The following is a 20,442-nucleotide window of genomic DNA, read 5'->3' as shown; positions in this document are numbered from 1 at the left end:
TCAGGCCTCCTTGGTCTGGCCGTTCAGGGGGCTGGCGCGCGGGGCGTCCAGTTCGCGCTTGAGCGCCTCGTCCAGGCGGCGCAGGCGCCAGGCATGGATCACGAAGGCGGCGATGCCGGTCGGGATGCCCCACAGCGCGACATGGATCGGCTCGACGTCGATGCCGGCCTCGTGCAGGAAGGTGGTCATCAGCACCACCGCGCCGAAGGCGACGAAGATGTCCTCGCCGAAGAACAGGCCGACGTTGTCGGTCGCCGCCGCATAGGCGCGCAGCTTGTGGCGGACGCGGTCCGGCAGGCGACCGTGGCGCGCCTCGGTCGCGCCCTCGGCCATCGGTGCGAGCAGCGGACGCACCATCTGCGGATGGCCGCCCAGGCTGGTCAGGCCCACCGCGGCCGACAGCTGGCGCGCCGCCAGATAGACCAGCAGCAGGCGGCCGGCGGTGGCCGACTTGAAGCGCGCGATCCAGTCCTGCGCATGCTGGCGCAGGCCATGGCGCTCCAGCAGGCCGATCACCGCCAGCGGCAGCAGCAGGATCAGCGGCAGGTTGCGCGTCTTGATGAAACCGGTGCCGATCGTGGCCAGCACCTTGTCCAACGGGAAGCCCGCCGCCACCGCGGTGACGAGCGCGGTCACCGCCACCACCGCCATCGGGTTGAAGCGCAGGACAAAGCCCAGGATGATCACCGCGACCCCGATCAGGGGCCACAAGGAGGGGATGGATGTCATGGTGTGAGAAGCTCCAGATCGTTTTGATTGAAGGGCAACACGGATAAATTGTTCAACAATTCATATTGTGTTGATCATTCAAAAAACTGTAATCCTGGTACAAACCCGCGAACTTGTGCAGGTTTAAGGGCGGTCTGCGCCACAATGCGGCGCGGCATCCCGCCCGCAGCCACGCCCACTTCTCGACGCACCACGCCATGACCGCCACGACGACGCCTCCGCCCGCCCCGCCCCTGAGCGAAAGAGTCGCGGAGCAGCTGCGCCAGAAGGTGACGGCCGGCGAGTTCGCGCCGGGGCAGCGCCTGTCCGAGCAGGCGCTGGCGGATGCGCTGGGCATCTCGCGCAACACCCTGCGCGAGGTGTTCCGGGTGCTGACCAAGGACGGCCTGCTGCGCCATGAGCCGAACCGCGGCGTGTTCGTCGCGGTGCCCAGCATCGCGGCCATCATCGACATCTACCGGGTGCGCCGCCTGATCGAGTGCCAGGCGCTGGCGCAGGCCTACCCGCGGCATCCGGCCAAGAAGCACATGCACCAGGCGGTCGAGCAGGCCTTCAAGGCACGCGAGGCCGGCGACTGGCTGGCCGTGGGCACGGCCAATATGGCCTTCCACATGGGCGTGGTCGAGCTGGCCGACAGCGAGCGCCTGAACCTGCTGTTCGCCCAGGTGCTGGCCGAGCTGCGCCTGGCCTTCGGCCTGCTGCGCGACCCGGAGTTCCTGCACGCGCCCTATGTCGACATGAACCGCGAGATCCTGGAGCTGGCCGAGGCCGGCGAGTTCGGCAAGGCCGCCGCCAAGCTGAACGACTACCTGGTGCATTCGGAGCGCATCGTGCTGGCCGTCTATGCGCGCAAGCTCGACGAAGGGGACTGGGCCGCCTGAGACACTTGCCGCATGGACACCCTGCTGCATATGCGCGCCTTCCGGCGCATCGTCGAACTGGGCGGCCTGGCGCGGGCGGCGGACGACCTGCAGGTCTCCTCGGCCGGCCTGAGCAAGCAGCTGCGCACCCTGGAGGCGCATCTGGGCGTGGTGCTGCTGCAGCGCACCACCCGCCGCATGGGCCTGACCGACACCGGACGCGCCTATTACGCCGAATGCTGCCGCCTGCTCGACGAGGTGGACGCGCTGGAGAAATCGGTGCGCGAGCAGACCCAGCGCGTCGCCGGGCGGCTGCGCGTCAATGCGCCGCAGTCCTTCGCGCTGGCGACCTTGGCGCCGCTGCTGGCCGAGTTCATGGCGCTGCACCCGGCGCTGGAGCTGGACCTGGCGATGGAGGACCGGCTGGTCGACGCGGTGGGCCAGGGCTTCGACGTGTCGATCCGCCTGAGCGCGGCGCTGGCCGACTCCTCGCTGATCGCGCGGCGCCTGGCCTCGCTGTCGCAGCTGCTGTGCGCCGCGCCGGACTATCTGCGCCGCCGCGGCATGCCCAGCAGCGCGGCGCAGCTGCGCGAACACGACCTGCTGGCCTACAGCCTGGCCCATGAGCCGGGCGTCTGGCCGGTGCCCGAGGAGGCTGCGCCCGAGGCCGCGCCGCGCATCCGCGCCAACAACAGCCTGATGCTGCGCGAGCTGCTCATCGCCGGCCTGGGCATCGGCGCGCTGCCCTCCTTCCTGGCGCGGCCCGCGATCGCGGCGGGACAGCTCGTGCGCATCCAGCTGCCCGACGCGGCCGAGCCACCGCGCCATGTCTACGCGGTCTATCCCACGCACCGGCATCTGCAGCCCAAGGTGAAGGCTTTTGTCGACTTCCTGGCCGAGCGCCTGCCCGCCGCCGTCGGCGCGGACTGATCGACCGACCGATTCTTAAGCGCCAGCGAAGAGTCTCGCCACCGCGCGGGGCTTATTCGCCAAGCCCCCGAAGCCTACGCTTGCGTCCATCGGCCATGTCGGCCGGAGGACCTTTCGAATGACGCTTCTTCCCTCTTCTTCCCGCATCACCGCTACCCTGCTCGGCTGGATCACCGCCGCCGCGCTCGGCGCCCTGGCCATCCCGGCAGCACAGGCCCACGGCCCGCATGGCCACCCGGCCGGTGCCAGGCAGGATGTCGGCACCAGCCCCTGGGGCCCCACCGACGAGATCGGCCGGCTGAACCTGATCACGCCGGCCTCGCGCGCCGCCATCCTGCAGCGCATCAGCGGCGGCCAGGTCTACGACTTGGCCACCGAGTACTACATGGGCATGCCCAGCTGGCAGGACGCGGGCGACCCGCATTACCAGTTCTGGATGACGCACACGCCGCGCGGCACCGTGGTCGACGACCCGATGAACGTCGGCAAGGACATGAACGCGACGCGCAGCTACACCGGCACCGCCTTCTCGATGTACAGCCACACCGGCACCCATATCGACGCGCTGAACCATTTCGGCATCCGCGGCAAGATCTGGAACGGCTTCAGCGCCGACGAGCATCTGGGCGACCGCGGCTGGCGCCGCACCGGCATCGAGAAGTTCCCGCCGCTGGTGGCGCGCGGCGTGCTGATTGACGTGGCCGGCGCCAAGGGTCTGGACATGCTGCCCGACCAGTACCGCATCACCCGCCAGGACCTGCAGGACGCGCTGGCGCGCCAGAAGGTGAGCCTGCGCGAAGGCGACATCGTGCTGGTGCGCACCGGCCGCATGAAGCTCTACGGCCAGCCGCAGGCCTATATGGCCAAGCCACCCGGCCTGGGTCTGGACGCGGCCCGCTTCCTGGTCGAGGACGGCGGCGCGATGATCCTGGGCGCCGACAACCTGAGCCTGGAGACCTTCCCCTCCGAGGTCGATGACGACTATGTGCCGCTGCACACCTACCTGCTGGCGCAGAAGGGCGTGCCCATCATGGAGCTGGTGGCGCTGGACGAACTGGCCCGCGACAAGGTCTACGAGTTCGCCTTCATCGGCGGCCCGCTGAAGATCCGCGGCGGCGACGCCGCGCCACTGCGGCCGATTGCGATTCCGGTGCGCTGAGGAGACGGCCCGATCGTCACGGATCGGGCAACTCAACGATAGGGGTTGGCCGCTGGCACAACATGCTGCCGATGACCAGCAACGTGCCGTTGCGGCGCCCCTGTCCCGCCGTCCAATCATGTCGCGCTGGCACAGGCCACCCCACCCAGGCTGATGGCGGCGTCGACGTCGTCAGCGGCCGGCCAGGGGTGGCTCGTGGGAACTGGGCCGCGGGCATCGGATGGCGGCGATGGACGCAGCGGTAGGCGACAAGCCCTGCTGCATCGACTACTTGCCTTGGAATTGCGAGCCATGTCGCCACGGTCGCCTCGGCACGGTCGATGACTTTGCCGACGAACTCGATGTCGCCCACGGCCTCCCCCGGGAAAGCGCCAGCACTATGTACGGGCCATGTTGAAACCGATTGACCACACCAAATTCGCTGCCCATGATGGCGGAGAAGTGGCAAGCCAAGCGATAGTTCACCGATGGCCGCTCCGATGCGACGTGACAGAGTCGCGGCAAGTCAAGGAACTGTCCAAGCACCCCAATATGTAAACACCCGCTCGGCAGGGTCATAGGCGATAGCTCGCTGCAAGATCCCGCGCCGCCTGCAGACCGGACAGGGTAGCCGGAGGGCTCCACGACGACACGTACGAGGAACGATCTTGAAGACACGGATTCCCGTCACCGACCTGCAGCTCGGCATGTTTATCCACAAGCTGGGGGGCTCCTGGTTGAAACATCCGTTCCTGCGAGGCAGTTTCCTGCTGACCGACACCCGCGACCTGATGGCGATTCGCGAGTGTGGCATCCAGGATGTTTGGATTGATCCGAGTCAAGGCCAGGTTGTGGACACGCGATCGAGGCTCGCCGCGGATGCCCAGGCACCCAGCCCTCCAACAACGCCCGAACCCGATACCGCCTCTCGTCCTTCCGGCGAAATGACGGAAGGGACCGCGTCATCGACCAGGTCATCCCCTGGCCCGACCTCGATCACACAGGAGATCGAGCGCGCGAAGCGGATCTGCCTGTCCGCAAAGTCCCAGGTCAAGGACATGCTCCAGGCTGCGCGCCTCGGAAAAGCGATCGATGCAGGAACCACGCAGCTCCTCGTCAGGGAAATCGCGGCCTCGGTCGAGCGTCAACCCGTGGCGCTGCTCAGTGTGGCCAGGTTGAAGACCCACGACGACTACACCTACATGCACTCCGTGGCCGTCTGCGCATTGATGATCGCGATGGCCCGTCAGCTCGGATTCGATGACGAGCGCACCCGGCTGGCCGGTGTCGGCGGACTGATGCACGACTTGGGCAAGGCGGCGATGCCCCTTGACGTGCTCAACAAGCCGGGCCGCCTGACCGATGCCGAGTTCAGCGTCATGAGAAGCCACACGGTAGCCGGCGCCAACATGCTTCGCTCAAGTGGCGCCGATTCGACGGTAGTTGACATCGCGCTGCACCATCACGAGAAGATCGACGGCACCGGCTACCCGCATAAGCTGCCGGGCGCCAGGATCTCCGAGCTCGCGCGCATGGGCGCCATCTGCGACGTCTACGATGCCGTGACCTCGCAGCGAGCTTACAAGGAAGCTTGGAATCCTGCTGAAGCCATGCGCCAAATGGCCAAATGGGAGGGCCACTTCGACAAGCAGCTCTTCAGCGCTTTCGTGAAGTCGGTCGGCATCTATCCCGTCGGATCGCTGGTGAGGCTGGCTTCTCAGCGATTGGCCATCGTCCTCGCGCCGGGAGCCGAGTCGCTACTCACGCCGGTGGTCCGCGTGTTCTTCTCATTGCGCTCCGAAGAGCAGATTCCGGTCCAGACAATCGACCTGGCCGCGCCCAATGCAACCGATCGCATCGTCGGCCCTGAGGATCCGTCGAAATGGGGGTTCCCGGGATTGGAGGACCTGTGGCTGAAGTAGGCATCGGGTGAACGCCAGCCGCGCCACGATCACCGGCTTCGCCTCCAACAGCAATTGCTCAACCGCCGCATGATTTTCGCCTTGGGCCCGCACCAGCGTCAGCCGCGTCAACGCGATCAGCAGCTCGTTGTCCTGTTTGCGCCCATGCGCCTCCTCAATGAGCTGGCGCCCCGTCCTGTGCGCCTCCTCGAGGGTCTCGCCCATCGACAACGCAAAGATCAGGTCCAGCCGCATCAAATCCCGACTCACTCGAGAGTTCGCCAACCAAGAAAAAGCCCAGCAGGCCTCCCGGCCTCTGGGCAAATGCTCAAGGTCCTTGGGGGGCGGCCTTGAGGTACACGGTGCCCAGGCTGATGTCGGCGTTCTCTTCCAGCAGCACTCGATAGACGTCATCGGCAGACAGGTGCCGGTGCTGGGACTGATGAAAGACTCCGAGGACCTTCAGGCGAGGCACCGTGGCCTTCAGACCGTTGGTCTTCAGCTCGTCCGCTCTCACGTTCACGGGACTTCTTCGCGCCATGCGCTGCCTCTCCATCCACGGCATGGCCGCTAACACCACGTTCCACCGAACGTGTCTTGCACTTCATCATCAGGGCTCGGGCTCAAAGAAGCGCCCCAGGGCCTCGCGGCACCGGGGCGAGAAAGCAATGCCGCTGTCATCACGGCATGGCGTCCTGCTCAGGGGGGAGGAAAAACAGGGGCAAGCAACTTGCCCACCTCGGCCATGGACTTGAACGCTGCTAGGTCCCCTTAGTAGCTGGCTTTGAGCGTCAACACGGCGTTGCGCGGTTCGCCATAGAAGTTCCCGTAGCCGCTCTGCCCGATCGTGCTGAAGTAGTGCTTGTCAAACAGGTTGTTCAGATTCAAGGCCAGGCTCAGTTGGGGCGTGATGTCGTAGGCCGCTCGCAAGGACCAGACCCCGTAGCCCCTCTGCACGAACGCGTAGTTCTGCCAGGCACCATCGAACTCGCCAGAGGCCGGGTTGTAGGCCTGAACCGAACCTGACTGGTAGCTCTTGCTCTGCGCCGAGACCCCCCAGCCCATGCTGAAGCCGGGGATGTAGGCTTGCAGGTCGTGGTTGGACCAGATCTTCAGCAGGTTTCTCGGGGTCAGGGTGTTGAAGCGAGCGTCATCGGCTCTTTCGTTCTTGTTGTCGTTGTAGGTGTAGCCCACGGACAGATTCCAGCCGGGCTGCACCAGACCGTTCAGTTCCAGGTCTGCACCACGACTGGCCTTGCTGCCGGTAGCGACGTAACAGCATGAGGCGTTGTTGCCTGTGGGCGTCCAACTCTTGTAGACAGCCTCCTTGTCCTTCTTGATGTCGAAGACAGCCAGGCTTGCCGCCAGACGCCCTTTGACCAGTTCGCCCTTCACACCGAGCTCGGTGTTCTTGCCGGTAGCGGCAGGAAGCGATGGACCCGTGGCCGACTCGAAGTAGTTCAGCTGGGATTGGTTGATCTCCGCACGGCTGAAGTACAGGGCCCACTGAGGCGTCAGGTCGTAGACCGCGCCAAGGTAAGGCACGAAGTCGCTCTTCTGCGTGAAGTCATTGCTGGCATTGGTGTTCTTGTTGAGGATGCTCTGGGATTCGCTGAACACCTTGCGTCCGCCGACCATCACAGCCAGTCGATCGACAGGGCGCAAGCGCAACGACGCGTAGACGGCGGAGGCGTCGCCCGCATTGCGCGTGGACGTGTCCCAGCTGCTCGGCGGGAAATCCCAGGCCGGGGGTGGCGTGCGGTCAAAGGCATTGCCTGAACCGTAGAAGACCCAGTTCTGCTTGTAGTGCTTGGTGGACTTGGCGTGGTCCAGGCCGACGATCACGTCGTGCGTGCGGCCGAGGGCATCGAAGCGGCCTTGCAGGTTGGCATCCAGCAGGGTCTCGCTACCTCGGTTCTTGTCCTGATAGCGCCACCAGTCCGACTGGCGCGTGCTGTACTTGACACTGCCTTCCATCTCCGCGCCGTTGATCGCGTCATCGCCTTCCATATGCCGCATGTTCAGGGTTGCCTTCCAGCGCGGACCGAACTGTTGGGACACGATGCCAAAGAGCACGCGGTTCTCTCGCTCGATCCAGCCCCAAGGCGCGCCCATGGTCGTGCTGCGAGGGAACTGGGGATCCGCGCCGTCCACATAACGCGGCAGGCTGGCATTGAACGCGTCCTGCCTGTCTTTCTGGAAGCTGATTCCGGCCAGCACGGAGGTGTCGGGGCTGGGATCAAACTGCAGCGCGCCATAGACCATATGGCGACGGCTGTGGCTGGGCTTGAAGAAGTGGTCCCGATCCTGCAACACGGCCACGGCACGGCCCTTGAGCCGGTGGTCCCCGGTCAACGAGCCGGTCGCGTCGATCTCGGCTCGGTAGTTGTTCCAGCTGCCGGCGCTGACGCTCGTCACGAGCGCGCTGTGGGCTTGTGGTCGCTTCGACCGCAGGTTGATCACCCCGCCGGCATCACCCGCACCGAACAGGCCGTCCACACCGCGCATGATCGAGACTTCCTCGAACTGCGCCAGGTCGGCATTGTTGTTCCGATCGGTGATGACCGACGTCGCGCCACCGTCGTAGCGGATGTTCTTGATCTCCAGGCCGCGCGAGTAGTACTTGTTGTTCAACCAGAGCTGCTCGCGTGTCACGCCTGTCGTTTGAAGCATGGCGTCATCGAGTGTCTGCAGGCCCTGCTGTTCGATACGCTCCTGGGACAACACCGTGACCGACTGAGGAATCTCCTTGAGCGCCTGGTCAAGCTTGCCCACCGTGGCGTACAGCGTCTTGATCTTCGTCCCCGTCAGCTCCACCACTGGCAGCGTGTTCTTGCCGGAAGCATCAAGCTGGGACACGACGACACTGTCGCCCCGCTTGTCCGATTTCTGCTCGGTCGAAGCAGCCGAGACGGATCGTGCTTCTTGGGCCTGAGCGCCCAGCGGCAGCAGAGCACCAAGTACGACCACGCTGCACAGCGCGTGCCCGGGTAGGCGACGCGCTTTACCGGGAGTTCTAAAGGGTGAGGGAGATGACGAGTACGACTCGCGAGTTTGAAGGGTGAGGACCTGCATCTTCTTTAATGCTATTGAGAATGATGCGCATTATCTTTTTAGACTGGGTCCGGGCTTGTTGGGTGCTCGCCACGTCACCCCAGGGGAAAGCCTTTTCCACTTGCCCGGTGCTAACTGAGCCCTGCCGTTTCCGGGACAAATCCAACAGTCGCAGCGGGAACCTGAGCGTGCGGCAATCGCACCCTGCATCAAACGATGCCCGTGCATCTGCATCAGCAACGGGTCATTGGCCTCGACTGCGCCGACTGCTGAGCCTCAGCCAAGCTCTGTGCTGGACACGGAACGTCACCAGGCAATGCATGCGGTTCTTGACGGAGCCTGCAGCAGAACGCTCTGCGGGCAGCGGACTCACCGATTCAGGCTCCAGACCGCCTCAAGATAGCCTGCGTCTGTCCCGCAACCATCCCACGCCTGCCGCCGGTACTGCCGGCGGTCCGGCGCAGCGCAATGGCCTTTACGGCCCCCGACAAGCTGCAAGCCCCAGTGGGATTCGGTTGCCAATACGCTGCCCTGCCGGCTTTGGATGCAAGACATCTTGGCGCAATGACCGTCAATGCGCCCGCACCTGCCGAACGCATCCAAGCAGGCTGAGCGCTAGTTTTTCTTGCCCTTGCCGTCGCTTTGCGCGGTCCCCCTGAAAGGCTAGACTGACCCCCAATGCAACTTTGCCGCGACGATGTGCATTGGCACGACGTGGGGACCGTTTGGGGGTCAGGCGGCAAGACACAAATAAAAATACCTTAATAATCAACAAGTTAAGATGCCAATACAACTTGCCACCTGGAACGTGAACTCGCTGGCGGTGCGCCTGCCGCAGCTGCTGGACTGGCTGGCCGCGAATCCGGTCGATGCCATCGTGCTGCAGGAGACCAAGCTGACCGACGACAAGTTCCCGACCCAGGCGATCCTGGATGCGGGCTATCAGGTGCAGTGGTTCGGCCAGAAGACCTACAACGGCGTCGCGCTGCTGAGTCGCGAGCCGGCCACCGATGTGGTGAAGAACATCGTCGGCTTCGCCGACGAGCAGGCGCGCGTGATCGCCGCCACCGTGGCCGGCGTGCGGGTGATCGGCGCCTATTTCCCCAACGGCCAGGCGCCGGACAGCGACAAGTTCGTCTACAAGATGGGCTGGCTGGACGCGCTGCGCGCCTGGATCAAGGCCGAGCTGGCCGCGCATCCGCAGCTGGTGCTGATGGGCGACTTCAATATCGCGCCGGAGGACCGCGACGTCTACGACCCGGTCGCCTGGGCCGGCCAGATCCATTGCACGCCCGAGGAGCGCGCGCATTTCCAGGGCCTGCTGGAGCTGGGCCTGGTCGACGCCTTCCGCCTGTTCGAGCAGCCGGCCAAGAGCTGGAGCTGGTGGGACTACCGCAACCTGGCCTTCCGCAAGAACCAGGGCCTGCGCATCGACCATATCCTGGTCAGCCGGACGCTGCAGCCCCAGGTCAGTGCCTGCGTGATCGACAAGCTGCCGCGCAAGAACGAACGCCCCAGCGACCACACGCCGGTGGTCGTGACACTGACGCGCTGAAACGGCAGCTCAGGCTTCCTCGCCATCCAGCGCGGCCTGCATCGCCGCGTAGAAGCGACCGACATGCAGCCCGTCCATCAGCGCATGATGGACCTCGACGCCCACCGGCATCAGCCGTTGCCCCTGCTGCTCGACGATGCGGCCGAAGGCCAGCTTCGGCACGTCGTCGCCCGCGCCGCGGGCATGGCTGAAGCTGCTGAAGAACAGCCAGGGAATCGTCGTCATGTGGATCAGCGGCGCCTGCTCGTCCAGCGCCGCGCCCTCCGCGCCGAGCCCGGGCGCCGGCCGGCGCGCGGCCGCCAGCACCGGCAGCGCCCGCGCGACGAAGTCCGCCAGCTTCGGCTCATAGGGCAGATCGGCGAAGCCCAGGCTCTCGCCGTCCTCGCGCAGCACCGTGGTGCTGCCATTCACCCGCGCATGCACCCGCACGCCCGCGCCGTCCAGCCGGTAGCGGAAGGGCTCGACCACATTGGCCGCGCGCAGCGCCGCATGGTGATAGACCAGGAAGGGCGTCGCGCCGGGGCAGGCCCGGACCCGCGCGGCCAGCGCGCCGACATCGACGGTCGCGCACAGACTGAAGAAGGGCTGGGCCAGACCGCGGAAATGTTCGAACGCCGCCCGCCGCGGCCAGCCTTCCAGCCGGAGTTGTTTAGCTGCACTCATCGTCATCGTGACATCGTACCGGCGCCCGCGCCCACACCCGCGCGCCGGTCCGCGACTTGAGCCATATCAAGTCCACACGGTGCAAACCCTGACAAGCTGTCTCCAGAACACCGGAGACCTTGATGCGAGACAACCAGCCCGTCACCCAGCGCGAGTACCCTTTTCCGACGGGGCGCAGCCTGGTCTCGACCACCGACCTGAAGGGCCGCATCCTGCATTGCAACGCGGCCTTCGTCGAGGTCAGCGGCTACACCCGCGAGGAACTGCTGGGCCAGCCGCACAACCTGATCCGCCACCCCGACATGCCCGCGGAGGCCTTCCGCGACCTCTGGGCCACGATAGCCGCCGGCAAGCCCTGGTCCGGCCTGGTGAAGAACCGCCGCAAGAACGGCGACCATTACTGGGTGCTGGCCAACGTGACGCCGCTGCTGGACGGTGGCCGGCCGGTGGCCTATATGTCGGTGCGCAGCGAGGCGAGCCGGGCCCAGATCGAAGCGGCCGAGACGCTCTACGCCCGCATGCGCGCCGAGGCCCACGAGGGGCGCTCGCCCCAGCACCGGCTGCACGAGGGCCAGGTCTTGCGCGGCGGCTGGTCCGGTGCGCTGCTGGGCCACGCGCGGCGCGTGGCGCGCCAGTTCGACGGCTGGCTCGGCTACCTGCTGATGGGCGGCGCCGGCGGGCTGATGGCCGCCCTGCCCTGGTACGGCGCCCTGCCCGCGCTGGCGCTGCTGGCCGGAGCGGCCGGCCTGTGGCTGCAGGCGCGGCGGCGCCGCGCGCTGGCGCCGGTGCTGGCCTTCGCGAACCGCCTGGCCGCCGGCGACCTCAGCCAGCAATTGCAGACTAGCGGCAACGGCCTGACCCGTGGCCTGGAGCTGGCGCTGAATCAGCTGGTGGTCAATATGCGCGCGCTGGTCTCGGACAGCCAGCGCGAGCTGGGCCGCATGGTGGCGGCCAGCGACGAGATCGCACGAGGCAACCAGGATCTGGCGGCGCGCACCGAATCGCAGGCCGCCAGCCTGCAGCAGACCGCGGCCAGCATGGAGCAGATCACCGCCACCGTGCGCGCCAGCGCCGAGGCGGCGCGCCAGGCCCATGGCGTGGCGGACCAGCTCAGCGCGGTGTCGCAGCGCAGCGGCGCGGTCGTGCATTCGGTGACCGACACGATGGGCGACATCGCCGGCGCCTCGCAGCGCATCGCCGAGATCATCCAGCTGATCGACGGCATCGCCTTCCAGACCAATATCCTGGCCTTGAACGCCGCGGTCGAGGCGGCGCGCGCCGGCGAGCATGGACGCGGCTTCGCGGTGGTGGCGGCCGAGGTGCGCGCGCTGGCGCAGCGCAGCTCCGGCGCGGCGCGCGAGATCAAGCAGCTGATCAGCGATTCGGCCGCGAAGGTGGAGGTCGGCGAGCAGCAGACCCGTGCGGCGCGCCAGAGCATCGACGAGACCCTGCTGTCGGTGCGCGAGTTCGCCGGCCTGATCGACGGCATCGACCAGGGGGCGCACGAGCAGCTGCAGGGCATCTCGCAGGTGCACGAGGCGGTGCAGCAGCTGGACGGCATCACCCAGCACAACGCCGCGCTGGTCGAGCAGCTGGCGGCTTCGGCCGAGCAGCTGCAGCAGCAGGCCGGCGAGGTCAACGCGGCGCTGCGCGTGTTCCGCTTGCAGGAGCACCTGTCACCCGTGGCGCAGCCGGATGCGCCGGCGCTGCGCCGCGCCGCCAAGCTGCGACGCGAGGCAGCGCAGATGACCTAGTCAGCCCGGCTGGCCGGACTTGCTCTGGCGGGCCACCGGCTGGCCGCCCTCGATGCGGCGCACCTCGGCCAGGAAGGCAGGGCCCTGGCGCAGGCGCTGGTACTCGGCGAACGCGGCCTGGTAGCTGGCGCTGCTGGTATCGACCGTCTGCTCGCCATAGGCACCCGGCACGCCGGCACGGCGCCACAGGGCCAGGTCGGCCTGCACCTCGGCGCGAGTCAAGGTCGAGGGCTTGCTAGCGTTCTGCAGCGCGGGGTCGATGTCGTCGCGCGAGCTGTCGGCCAGGGCCAGGCCGCTGGCGGCGATCAGGGCCAGGGCGATCAGGGGCTTGTGGTTGAACATGGTGGCGTTCCTTCCTTCGTTGCGGTGCCGCGCGGGATGCGAGGCCATGGACCGAAGTCTGCGCGGCCGGCCGCGGCCCCGCAGTGCCTAAACGCACAGTTCCGGACAGATGCTCGTCAGGGCCTGCGGCGATAGGCCGCCAGCGGCGCGCTGCGCCCGCGCAGCTGCAGCAGCAGCCGCTCCCCGGCCGCCGGCAGCGGCTCGGCGGCGGCCTGCAGCACCGCCTCGGACACCAGCAGGCGCGTGCCGGCCTGCTTGCACTGGTCCTGCAGGCGGCTCGCGGTGTTGACCACCTCGCCGATCGCGGTGAGGCTGGTGATGTCGCGATGGCCGACCTCACCGATCGCCGCGGCCCCGCAATGCAGGCCCATGCCGTAGTCGATCGCGTGGCCGAACTGCTGCTCGATCTCGGCGCGCCAGGCCTCCATGCGCGCGGCGATCAGCCCGGCCGCCCGCAGTGCGCGGCGGCTGGCCTCGGGCAGCGGGCAGTCCAGGCCGAAGATCGCCATCACGCCGTCGCCGACGAACTGATTCGCCAGGCCGCCGGCCTCGCCCACCGCCTCGCCGACCAGGGCGAAATAGCGGTCCAGCACATAGACCAGGTCGGCCGGCCAATGCCGCTCCGAGAAGCCCGACCAGCGCCGCAGGTCGACGAACAGCACCGCCACCTCGCGCTCCGGCCGCTCGGCCGGCCGGCGGCTGTCGATCAGCGGCGTGATGCGCAGCGCGCCGCGCGGCCGCAGCTGGCAGGCCAGGCGCACGTCCGGCCCCGCACCGACCCGCGCCAGGGTGCGGCGCTCGTCGGCGCCGATCGGATTGGCATGCGCGGCCGGCCCCTCGACTCTCACCCGGCAGGTCGAGCAGCGCGAGCGCCCGCCGCACATCGCCGCATGCGGGATGCCATGCGCCAGGCTGGTCTCCAGCACGCTCCAGCCGGCGCGCGCCAGCACGCGGCCCTGCGGATAGTCCAGCGCCACGGTCGCGCCGCGGCGCCGCTCCAGCAGCGCGCGCAGGCTGCGCAGCGCCACCAGGGTCAGCAGCGCCAGGCCGTAGAGGCTCCAGGCCAGGCGCTTGAACTCGGCCACCAGCGCGGCCTGGGCCGGCGTGGTGCGCAGCGCCTCGGGCAGCTCGCGCCAGGCCAGCTCGCGCCCCATCATCAGAAAGCCCAGCGCGGCCAGCAGCGGCAGCAGCACCGCGACCAACAGCAGGCCCGGCCGCGAGCGCCGGTACAGCGGGCGCACCCGCCAGGCGATATGCAGGCCCAGGCAGGCGTGGCTCCAGGCCACAGTCATCAGGCCCAGCTGCAGCAGCGCGCCATCGGCGGTCCAGAGCCCGCGCACCACCCGCGCATAGGGCGCCTCCAGCCCGAACTGCTCATAGGCCCAGCGCGTGCTGGGCACATGGGTCAGCAGCAGCAGTGGCAGCAGCAGGCCCAGCGCGATGCGCAGCGCGTCCAGCGGCGCCATGCGCAGGCTGCGCCGCGCCAGCAGGCTCCACAGGGCCAGGCCCAGGTGCAGCGCCGCCGCGCCGTACAGCAGCAGGGTGCCGAACGGGCCTCGCCAGAAGCCATGCAGCAGCAGACGCAGGGCATCGGCCGCCTGCAGCGACAGCAGGCCCAGCGCATGGTTGGCCAGGTGCAGCGTGACGAAGCTCAGCAGCACCCAGCCGCTGATCCAGCGCAAGCGGTTCGCCGAAGGCAGAATGCCCCCACCCGAACTGCTCATCCTGCCCTTGATGCCCGCCGTACCGTCCAGCTTCGCGCTCCGCGATATGCCCTTGTTGCAAGGATTATCGGCCGAGCGGCTCGAGACGCTGGCGCGCCAATGCCGCTGGCGCAGCACCGAGGCGCAGATCAGCCTGGTCGCGAACGCCGCGCCGGACGCCGACCTCTACCTGCTGGTCTCGGGCCGGGTGCGGGTCACGACCTATTCGGCCGGCGGCCGCCAGGTGACCTTCAGCGACTACGACGCGGGCGACTATTTCGGCGAGGTGGCGGCGGTCGACGGCCGGCCGCGCTCGGCCGACGTGCTGACCCTGGAGCCCAGCGTGCTAGCGGTGCTGCCGCGCGCCGACTTCCTGGCGCTGATGCGCGACGAGCCGCTGATCGGCCAGCGCGTGATGGAGCGCCTGGCCGGCATGGTGCGGCGCCTGTCGGGCCGGGTGGTCGAGCTCAGCACCCTGAACGTGCAGCAGCGCCTGTGGGCCGAGCTGCTGCGCCTGGCGCAGGCCGGCGGCGCCGCCGTCGACGGCAACCAGGCCCGGCTGACCCCGGTGCCCAAGCATATGGACCTGGCCAGCCGCATCAGCACCAACCGCGAGCAGGTGGCGCGCGAGCTGAGCGCGCTGAGCCGCGAGGGCCTGGTGCGAAAGGAGGGCAAGACCCTGCTGCTGGCCGATCTGGCGACCCTGCGCGCGCGCCTGGAGGCCGCGCGCGAGGAGGCTTGATCCCTTAGTTAGCCATCCAGCAGCGCCAGGCAGTCGTCCAGCAGCGCATGCAGGCGCGCCACCCGCTCCTCTCCCAGGCGACGGTTCAGCGCCAGCTGGGCCCGCTTCCAGTCGGCCTTCATCTCGGCGCGCTTGGCGCGGCCGGCGGCGCTGGCCTGCACCAGGCTGCTGCGCGCATCGCCACCGGCGACCAGTTCCACCCAGCCCGCGGCCAGCAGCGGCTGCAGATTGCGCGACAGGGTCGAGGCGTCCAGCCCCATGCGGCGCGCCAGCTGGCTGGGCTGCACCGGCCCCAGCACGTCGACATGGGCCAGCAGCGAATACTGCGTGGTCTTCAGCCCGCTTGCCGCGAAGAAGGGTTCGCAATGCTGCGAGACCCGGCGCGTCAGCTGACGCAGCTTGAAGTTGGTGCAGCCCTTGGGACCGGCCGGGTCGGCGCCCGCCCGGGGCGGTTTGCCCTGGCGGGCTGTAGCGCGGGTGACAGTGGCCATTTGATGATTGTATCTACAATGGTTGCAGCTACAACTTTTGGAGCGAACGATGTCCGAGGCTCACGAGCAGGTGCTGCGCCAATGGATGGCCGACGAGGAGGCCGTGCGCGGCCGCATGCTGGCCGAACCCGGCCTGGCGCGGCCGGACCAGCTGGCGGGCCGCACCGGCCTGCAGCAGATGCAGGCCCTGCTGTCCGGCGAGGTGCCGCCGCCGCATATCGCCAAGACCATGGACTTCACCCTGATCTCGGTCGCCCATGGCGAAGCGGTGTTCCAGGGTACGCCGCTGCTGCGCCACTACAACCCGCTGGGCGGCGTGCATGGTGGCTGGTTCGCCACCCTGCTGGATTCGGCGCTGGGCTGCGCGGTGCACACCATCCTGCCGGTCGGCAAAGGCTACACGACCCTGGAGTTCAAGGTGAACCTGGTGCGCGGGCTGAACGCCAAGGTGCCGCTGGTGCGCGCGATCGGCAAGGTGGTGCACACCGGCAAGCAGATCGCCACCTCGGAGGCGCAGTTGCTGGGGCATGACGGCCGGCTGTATGCCCACGCCAGCACCACCTGCATGATCTTTGACCTTCAATAGCCCACCCCCTACGCGCTGCGCGCGCCCCCTCAAGGGGGCACATCCGTAGGACCGGCGGAGCCGGATCCTCGGATGTCGTGGTCGCAAAGACCTTATTGCTTGCGCAGGGCCTGCGCCTCGGCGGCCAGGCGCGTGATGCGCGCCCAGTCGCCCTGCTCCACCGCGTCCTGCGGGGTCAGCCAGGAGCCGCCGCAGACCTTGACATTGGGCAGCGACAGGAACTGCGGCGCGCTCTCCAGCGAGATGCCGCCGGTCGGGCAGAAGGCCACGTCCGGGAAGGGGCCGGACAGCGCCTTCAGCAGGTTCACGCCGCCCACCGCCACCGCGGGGAAGAGCTTCAGGAAGGAATAGCCGGCGGCGTTCGCCTGCATCACCTCGCTGGCGGTCGAGACGCCCGGCAGCAGCGGCAGGCCCTGCTCACTGCAGGCCGCGCCGATCGCATCGGTATAGCCCGGGCTGACGCCGAACTGGCAGCCGGCGTCGCGCGCCGCCTTCACATCGGCCACCGTGCGCAGGGTGCCGGCGCCGACGATGGCCTCCGGCACGGCCCTGGCCATCGCTTCCATCGCCTGCAGTGCCACCGGCGTGCGCAGGGTCACCTCCAGCACCCTGACGCCGCCCGCCACCAGCGCCTCGGCCAGCGGCACCGCGTCCTGCAGGCGCTGGATCACGATCACGGGGATGACGGGGCCATGGCCGGCCAGGCTGAGGGTGTCGGTGCTGATGCTCATGTCGATCGATTCGCAAGAATGAGGAAAGAAGAAATCAAAGCCACGTGACGGCGCCCTCTTCGGCGCTCTTCACATTGCGGCGCATGCCGGCAAACAGCTCGCGGCCGATGCCCTGGCCGTTGTCGTCCACCGCCTCGGGGCGGATCTGCGCCACCTCGCGTGCGGCCCATTCGGCCGCCGGCACCAGGGCCTCGAGCAGGCCGTTGACGCCGTCCATGCGCACCAGATCGCCGTCGCGCAGCTTGGCCAGCGGGCCGCCGGCCAGGGCCTCGGGCGAAACATGGATCGCGGCCGGCACCTTGCCGGAGGCGCCGCTCATGCGCCCGTCGGTCACCAGCGCCACCTTGAAGCCCTTGCCCTGCAGCACCGCCAGCGGCGGTGTCAGCTTGTGCAGCTCCGGCATGCCGTTGGCCTGCGGGCCCTGGAAGCGCACCACGACGACGACGTCGCGCTCCAGCTCGCCGGCCTTAAAGGCGGCCTGCATCGCTTCCTGGCTGTCGAAGATGCGCGCCGGCGCCTCGATGATGTGGCGGTCCTCGGGCACGGCCGAGACCTTGATCACCGCGCGGCCCAGGTTGCCGCTCAGCAGCTTCAGGCCGCCGGTCGGGCTGAAAGGCGCGGCAGCACCGCGCAGCACGCCCTCGTCGCCGCTGGCCGGGGGCAGGTCTTGCCAGGCGGCGCTCTTGCCATCGGCCGCCAGCACCGGCAGGCGGGTCTGCGGGCGCAGGCTGGTGCCGTTGACGCTCAGCACGTCCTCATGCATCAGGCCGGCGTCCAGCAGCTCGCGGATCACGAAGCCGGGGCCGCCGGCCTGCTGGAACTGGTTCACATCGGCCGCGCCGTTCGGATACACGCGTGCCAGCAGCGGCACCACCGAGGACAGCTCGGAGAAATCGCTCCAGTCGATCAGGATGCCGGCCGCGCGCGCCACCGCGACCCAGTGGATCAGGTGGTTGGTCGAGCCGCCAGTGGCCAGCAGCGCGACCATCGCGTTGACGATCGCGCGTTCGTCCACCACCCGGCCGATCGGCGCGAGATTGCCCGCCTCGACACTGCCGCCGCGCTGCGAGATCGCCAGCGCGCGCTCCACCGCGGCCTCGGTCAGCGCGTCGCGCAGCGGGTCATGCGGATGCACGAAGGCCGAGCCCGGCAGGTGCAGGCCCATCGCCTCCAAGAGCATCTGGTTGCTGTTGGCCGTGCCATAGAAGGTACAGGTGCCGGCGCCATGGTAGGCGGCCGACTCGGCCTTCAGCAGTTCCTCGCGCCCCACCTTGCCGGCCGCGTACTGCTCGCGCACCTTGGCCTTGTCGCTGTTCGACAGGCCCGAACTCATCGGGCCGGCCGGCACGAACACGCAGGGCAGATGACCGAAATGCAGGGCGCCAATCAAGAGGCCCGGCACGATCTTGTCGCAGATGCCCAGCAGCAGCGCGGCATCGAACACATCGTGGGACAGCGCTATCGCGGTCGACAAGGCGATGTTGTCGCGCGAGAACAGGCTCAGCTCCATGCCGGGCAGGCCCTGGGTCACGCCATCGCACATCGCCGGCACGCCGCCGGCCACCTGCACGGTGGCGCCGCGCTTGTGGGCCGCGGCGCGGATCAGGGCCGGATAGGTCTCATAGGGCTGGTGCGCCGACAGCATGTCGTTGTAGGAAGTCACCACCGCCAGATGCGGCGCCTTCTCGGCCACGATGCGCAGCTTGTCGTTGGCCGGCATCGCCGCCACCGCATGGGCGACATTGGCGCAGCCCATGCGCTCCACCCCGCGCTGGCGCCCGGCCAGGCGGGCCATGCCGTCCAGATAGCGCTGGCGCGTCGCGGCGCTGCGCTGGCGGATCCGATCGGTGACGCTGCTGATGGTCTTGTTCATGCCTTGGGTCGATGTAACTCGACGGGTAGGAAATTGGTAACCATATTACACGCTCACGCGCGGCCGGGCTCTCTCTACAGGGTGAATATCTGAGTACGGCGCGGTTACAGGGAAAGCTGCTTGACGCTCCTGTTGTAGCGCAGGTCCAGCCACCGCAAGGTTTCCTTGGGAAACAGGCACGGCCCGCGCATACTCACGCTCACCGCTGCTCTGGGAGGAGCCATGGCCGTCGTGCGCTATCTGGTCGAAGACGTGGATCGTTCCCTGCCCTTTTACCGGGCGCTCGGCTTTCGGTTGGCGGACCGCTGGGGGCCGCCGTTTGCGGTGATGAAGGGCCATGGCCTGTCGATCTGGCTCAGCGGCCCTGGCACCTCGGCGCGCAAGCGCCTGAAGTCGGGGCAGCTTCCCGAGCCCGGCGGCTGGAACCGCCTGGTCATCCCGGTCAAGGACATCACGGCGACGCTCGCCCGGCTCGACGAGATCGGCATCACCTTCAGGAGCCGCCCGATCAAGGGCCCGGGCGGCCAGCAGGCGCTGATCGAGGATCCGTCGGGCAACCCGATCGAGATCTTCCAGCCGCGCGAGGACGCGGCGTAAAAACCAGAGCGTCGCGGCAAAGTTACACGGGCAGTACGGCACCGGCCGGGCGCACGCCTTGCCGTGGCAATATGCTGAGCCGATGAGTGCTCCGCTTGACCCTGCCTTTGACGAGCCGCGGCAAACCGCACCTGCCGAGAGTCATGATGCCGACTGGGCGCCACGCAGCGAACGGATGCTGCAGGAGTACCTGGACCATGTGCGCGGGCGCGACCTGCACCTGTTCGCCTATGGCTCGCTGATCTGGCGCCCGGAGTTCGAGTTCGACGAGCAGCAGCGCGCCCGCATCCAGGGTTTTCATCGCGCGCTGCGCATGCATTCGCGCCTGTACCGCGGCACGCCGGAGCGGCCGGGCCTGGTGCTGGCCCTGCTGTCGGGCGGCTGCTGCGTCGGCATGCTGTACCGCATCGGCGCCGCGCGAGCCGAGGCGGTGCTGCGCCAGGTCTGGGCGCGCGAGATGGTCAGCGGCGTCTACCGGCCGCGCTGGCTGTCCTGCCAGCCGCAGCATGGCGGCCAGGGCGTGGTACCGGCCCTGGCCTTCACCCTGTCGCGCCGCAACCCGCACTGGACCGGCGCGCTCAGCGACGCGGAGCTGCTGAGCGTGTTCCGCCATGCGCGCGGCCGCTACGGCTCGACCCTGGACTATCTGCAGCGCACCGTGCAGAGCCTGCGCAGCCATGGCATCCATGACCGCGAGCTGGAGCGCCAGCACGCACTGGCGGTCGGCCATGGCCTGTGCGAGCCGCTGCCGGTGCACCTGGCCCGGCCGGCCCGCTCCGCCTGCTGAAAAGCA

General features: G+C 68.2%; 18 protein-coding genes and 1 pseudogene. 10 read left to right on the top strand and 9 right to left on the bottom strand.

The window, feature by feature from the left end:
• A complete protein-coding gene (locus G8A07_RS13765) occupies positions 1–729 on the bottom strand; it encodes a DUF969 domain-containing protein (RefSeq protein WP_195792626.1) in 729 nt (242 codons plus the stop codon).
• Positions 730–926: 197 nt separating this feature from the next.
• Here G8A07_RS13765 and G8A07_RS13760 point away from each other — a divergent pair, with 197 nt between their 5' ends.
• From G8A07_RS13760 to G8A07_RS13745, 4 genes are all read left to right on the top strand, one after another.
• Complete coding sequence (locus tag G8A07_RS13760; protein ID WP_195792625.1) at positions 927–1,610, top strand: GntR family transcriptional regulator; 684 nt, start codon at positions 927–929, stop codon at positions 1,608–1,610.
• A gap of 12 nt (positions 1,611–1,622) precedes the next feature.
• Positions 1,623–2,519 (top strand): LysR family transcriptional regulator, encoded by an 897-nt coding sequence (locus G8A07_RS13755; protein WP_195792624.1) that lies wholly within the window; start codon positions 1,623–1,625, stop codon positions 2,517–2,519.
• Between the two features lie 118 nt (positions 2,520–2,637).
• On the top strand, positions 2,638–3,678 hold the full coding sequence (locus G8A07_RS13750) for a cyclase family protein (RefSeq protein WP_249936989.1): 1,041 nt from the start codon (positions 2,638–2,640) through the stop codon (positions 3,676–3,678).
• A 647-nt stretch (positions 3,679–4,325) separates the two neighbouring features.
• A complete protein-coding gene (locus G8A07_RS13745; RefSeq protein WP_195792623.1) occupies positions 4,326–5,579 on the top strand; it encodes an HD-GYP domain-containing protein in 1,254 nt (417 codons plus the stop codon).
• A 334-nt stretch (positions 5,580–5,913) separates the two neighbouring features.
• Here the strand turns inward: G8A07_RS13745 and G8A07_RS13740 are convergent.
• Positions 5,914–6,099: pseudogene (locus G8A07_RS13740) on the bottom strand (transcriptional repressor); the annotation flags it as partial.
• Positions 6,100–6,329: 230 nt separating this feature from the next.
• The gene (locus G8A07_RS13735) at positions 6,330–8,633 is read right to left on the bottom strand and encodes a TonB-dependent siderophore receptor (protein WP_195792621.1); all 2,304 of its coding nucleotides are present in this window, start codon (positions 8,631–8,633) and stop codon (positions 6,330–6,332) included.
• A gap of 766 nt (positions 8,634–9,399) precedes the next feature.
• On the opposite strand from G8A07_RS13735, the gene xth reads away from it, so the two are divergent.
• On the top strand, positions 9,400–10,167 hold the full coding sequence (gene xth, locus G8A07_RS13730; protein ID WP_195797763.1) for an exodeoxyribonuclease III: 768 nt from the start codon (positions 9,400–9,402) through the stop codon (positions 10,165–10,167).
• Between the two features lie 9 nt (positions 10,168–10,176).
• Here xth and G8A07_RS13725 read toward each other — a convergent pair whose 3' ends face one another.
• Positions 10,177–10,836, bottom strand: a complete 660-nt coding sequence (locus tag G8A07_RS13725; RefSeq protein WP_195792620.1) for a CatA-like O-acetyltransferase — start codon at positions 10,834–10,836, stop codon at positions 10,177–10,179.
• A 116-nt stretch (positions 10,837–10,952) separates the two neighbouring features.
• Between G8A07_RS13725 and G8A07_RS13720 the strand changes: the two genes are divergently transcribed.
• The gene (locus G8A07_RS13720; RefSeq protein ID WP_195797513.1) at positions 10,953–12,584 is read left to right on the top strand and encodes a PAS domain-containing methyl-accepting chemotaxis protein; all 1,632 of its coding nucleotides are present in this window, start codon (positions 10,953–10,955) and stop codon (positions 12,582–12,584) included.
• Here the strand turns inward: G8A07_RS13720 and G8A07_RS13715 are convergent, their stop codons facing one another.
• Together G8A07_RS13715 and G8A07_RS13710 are read right to left on the bottom strand one after the other, a co-directional pair.
• Complete coding sequence (locus tag G8A07_RS13715; RefSeq protein ID WP_195797512.1) at positions 12,585–12,926, bottom strand: DUF4148 domain-containing protein; 342 nt, start codon at positions 12,924–12,926, stop codon at positions 12,585–12,587.
• 116 nt (positions 12,927–13,042) lie between these two features.
• Complete coding sequence (locus G8A07_RS13710) at positions 13,043–14,608, bottom strand: adenylate/guanylate cyclase domain-containing protein (protein ID WP_249937331.1); 1,566 nt, start codon at positions 14,606–14,608, stop codon at positions 13,043–13,045.
• A gap of 88 nt (positions 14,609–14,696) precedes the next feature.
• Here G8A07_RS13710 and G8A07_RS13705 point away from each other — a divergent pair, with 88 nt between their 5' ends.
• Entirely contained in the window at positions 14,697–15,371 is a 675-nt protein-coding gene (locus G8A07_RS13705) for a Crp/Fnr family transcriptional regulator (RefSeq protein ID WP_249937330.1), read from the top strand.
• Between the two features lie 8 nt (positions 15,372–15,379).
• On the opposite strand, the gene G8A07_RS13700 is transcribed toward G8A07_RS13705, so the two are convergent.
• Entirely contained in the window at positions 15,380–15,862 is a 483-nt protein-coding gene (locus G8A07_RS13700; protein ID WP_195797509.1) for a MarR family winged helix-turn-helix transcriptional regulator, read from the bottom strand.
• A 49-nt stretch (positions 15,863–15,911) separates the two neighbouring features.
• Between G8A07_RS13700 and G8A07_RS13695 the strand changes: the two genes are divergently transcribed.
• Positions 15,912–16,448 carry a PaaI family thioesterase gene (locus tag G8A07_RS13695; RefSeq protein ID WP_195797508.1) on the top strand — a complete coding sequence of 179 codons (537 nt, stop codon included), beginning with the start codon at positions 15,912–15,914 and terminating at the stop codon, positions 16,446–16,448.
• A gap of 92 nt (positions 16,449–16,540) precedes the next feature.
• Here G8A07_RS13695 and G8A07_RS13690 read toward each other — a convergent pair whose 3' ends face one another.
• Both G8A07_RS13690 and edd read right to left on the bottom strand, forming a co-directional pair.
• Complete coding sequence (locus tag G8A07_RS13690) at positions 16,541–17,179, bottom strand: bifunctional 4-hydroxy-2-oxoglutarate aldolase/2-dehydro-3-deoxy-phosphogluconate aldolase (RefSeq protein WP_195797507.1); 639 nt, start codon at positions 17,177–17,179, stop codon at positions 16,541–16,543.
• 34 nt (positions 17,180–17,213) lie between these two features.
• Entirely contained in the window at positions 17,214–19,052 is a 1,839-nt protein-coding gene (edd, locus tag G8A07_RS13685; RefSeq protein ID WP_195797506.1) for a phosphogluconate dehydratase, read from the bottom strand.
• A gap of 222 nt (positions 19,053–19,274) precedes the next feature.
• Here edd and G8A07_RS13680 point away from each other — a divergent pair, with 222 nt between their 5' ends.
• Positions 19,275–19,649, top strand: a complete 375-nt coding sequence (locus G8A07_RS13680; RefSeq protein ID WP_195797505.1) for a VOC family protein — start codon at positions 19,275–19,277, stop codon at positions 19,647–19,649.
• 175 nt (positions 19,650–19,824) lie between these two features.
• Complete coding sequence (locus tag G8A07_RS13675) at positions 19,825–20,436, top strand: gamma-glutamylcyclotransferase (RefSeq protein ID WP_195797504.1); 612 nt, start codon at positions 19,825–19,827, stop codon at positions 20,434–20,436.
• The last annotated feature ends 6 nt before the right edge of the window (positions 20,437–20,442 follow it).

The sequence above is a fragment of the Roseateles sp. DAIF2 genome (assembly GCF_015624425.1).
In the GTDB taxonomy this organism is placed as follows: Bacteria; Pseudomonadota; Gammaproteobacteria; order Burkholderiales; family Burkholderiaceae_C; genus Kinneretia.
Note: the sequence above shows the minus strand (reverse complement) of the source record. Positions and strands in the feature narration are given on the sequence as shown.

Bases quoted from the DNA above. Each gene is read 5' to 3' on its own strand.
- G8A07_RS13765 (WP_195792626.1), bottom strand. From the start codon at position 729: ATGACATCCATCCCCTCCTTGTGGCCCCTGATCGGGGTCGCGGTGATC.
- G8A07_RS13760 (WP_195792625.1), top strand. From the start codon at position 927: ATGACCGCCACGACGACGCCTCCGCCCGCCCCGCCCCTGAGCGAAAGA.
- G8A07_RS13755 (WP_195792624.1), top strand. From the start codon at position 1,623: ATGGACACCCTGCTGCATATGCGCGCCTTCCGGCGCATCGTCGAACTG.
- G8A07_RS13750 (WP_249936989.1), top strand. From the start codon at position 2,638: ATGACGCTTCTTCCCTCTTCTTCCCGCATCACCGCTACCCTGCTCGGC.
- G8A07_RS13735 (WP_195792621.1), bottom strand. From the start codon at position 8,633: ATGCAGGTCCTCACCCTTCAAACTCGCGAGTCGTACTCGTCATCTCCC.
- G8A07_RS13725 (WP_195792620.1), bottom strand. From the start codon at position 10,836: ATGACGATGAGTGCAGCTAAACAACTCCGGCTGGAAGGCTGGCCGCGG.
- G8A07_RS13720 (WP_195797513.1), top strand. From the start codon at position 10,953: ATGCGAGACAACCAGCCCGTCACCCAGCGCGAGTACCCTTTTCCGACG.
- G8A07_RS13715 (WP_195797512.1), bottom strand. From the start codon at position 12,926: ATGTTCAACCACAAGCCCCTGATCGCCCTGGCCCTGATCGCCGCCAGC.
- G8A07_RS13705 (WP_249937330.1), top strand. From the start codon at position 14,697: ATGCCCTTGTTGCAAGGATTATCGGCCGAGCGGCTCGAGACGCTGGCG.
- G8A07_RS13700 (WP_195797509.1), bottom strand. From the start codon at position 15,862: ATGGCCACTGTCACCCGCGCTACAGCCCGCCAGGGCAAACCGCCCCGG.
- G8A07_RS13695 (WP_195797508.1), top strand. From the start codon at position 15,912: ATGTCCGAGGCTCACGAGCAGGTGCTGCGCCAATGGATGGCCGACGAG.
- G8A07_RS13690 (WP_195797507.1), bottom strand. From the start codon at position 17,179: ATGAGCATCAGCACCGACACCCTCAGCCTGGCCGGCCATGGCCCCGTC.
- edd (WP_195797506.1), bottom strand. From the start codon at position 19,052: ATGAACAAGACCATCAGCAGCGTCACCGATCGGATCCGCCAGCGCAGC.
- G8A07_RS13680 (WP_195797505.1), top strand. From the start codon at position 19,275: ATGGCCGTCGTGCGCTATCTGGTCGAAGACGTGGATCGTTCCCTGCCC.
- G8A07_RS13675 (WP_195797504.1), top strand. From the start codon at position 19,825: ATGCTGCAGGAGTACCTGGACCATGTGCGCGGGCGCGACCTGCACCTG.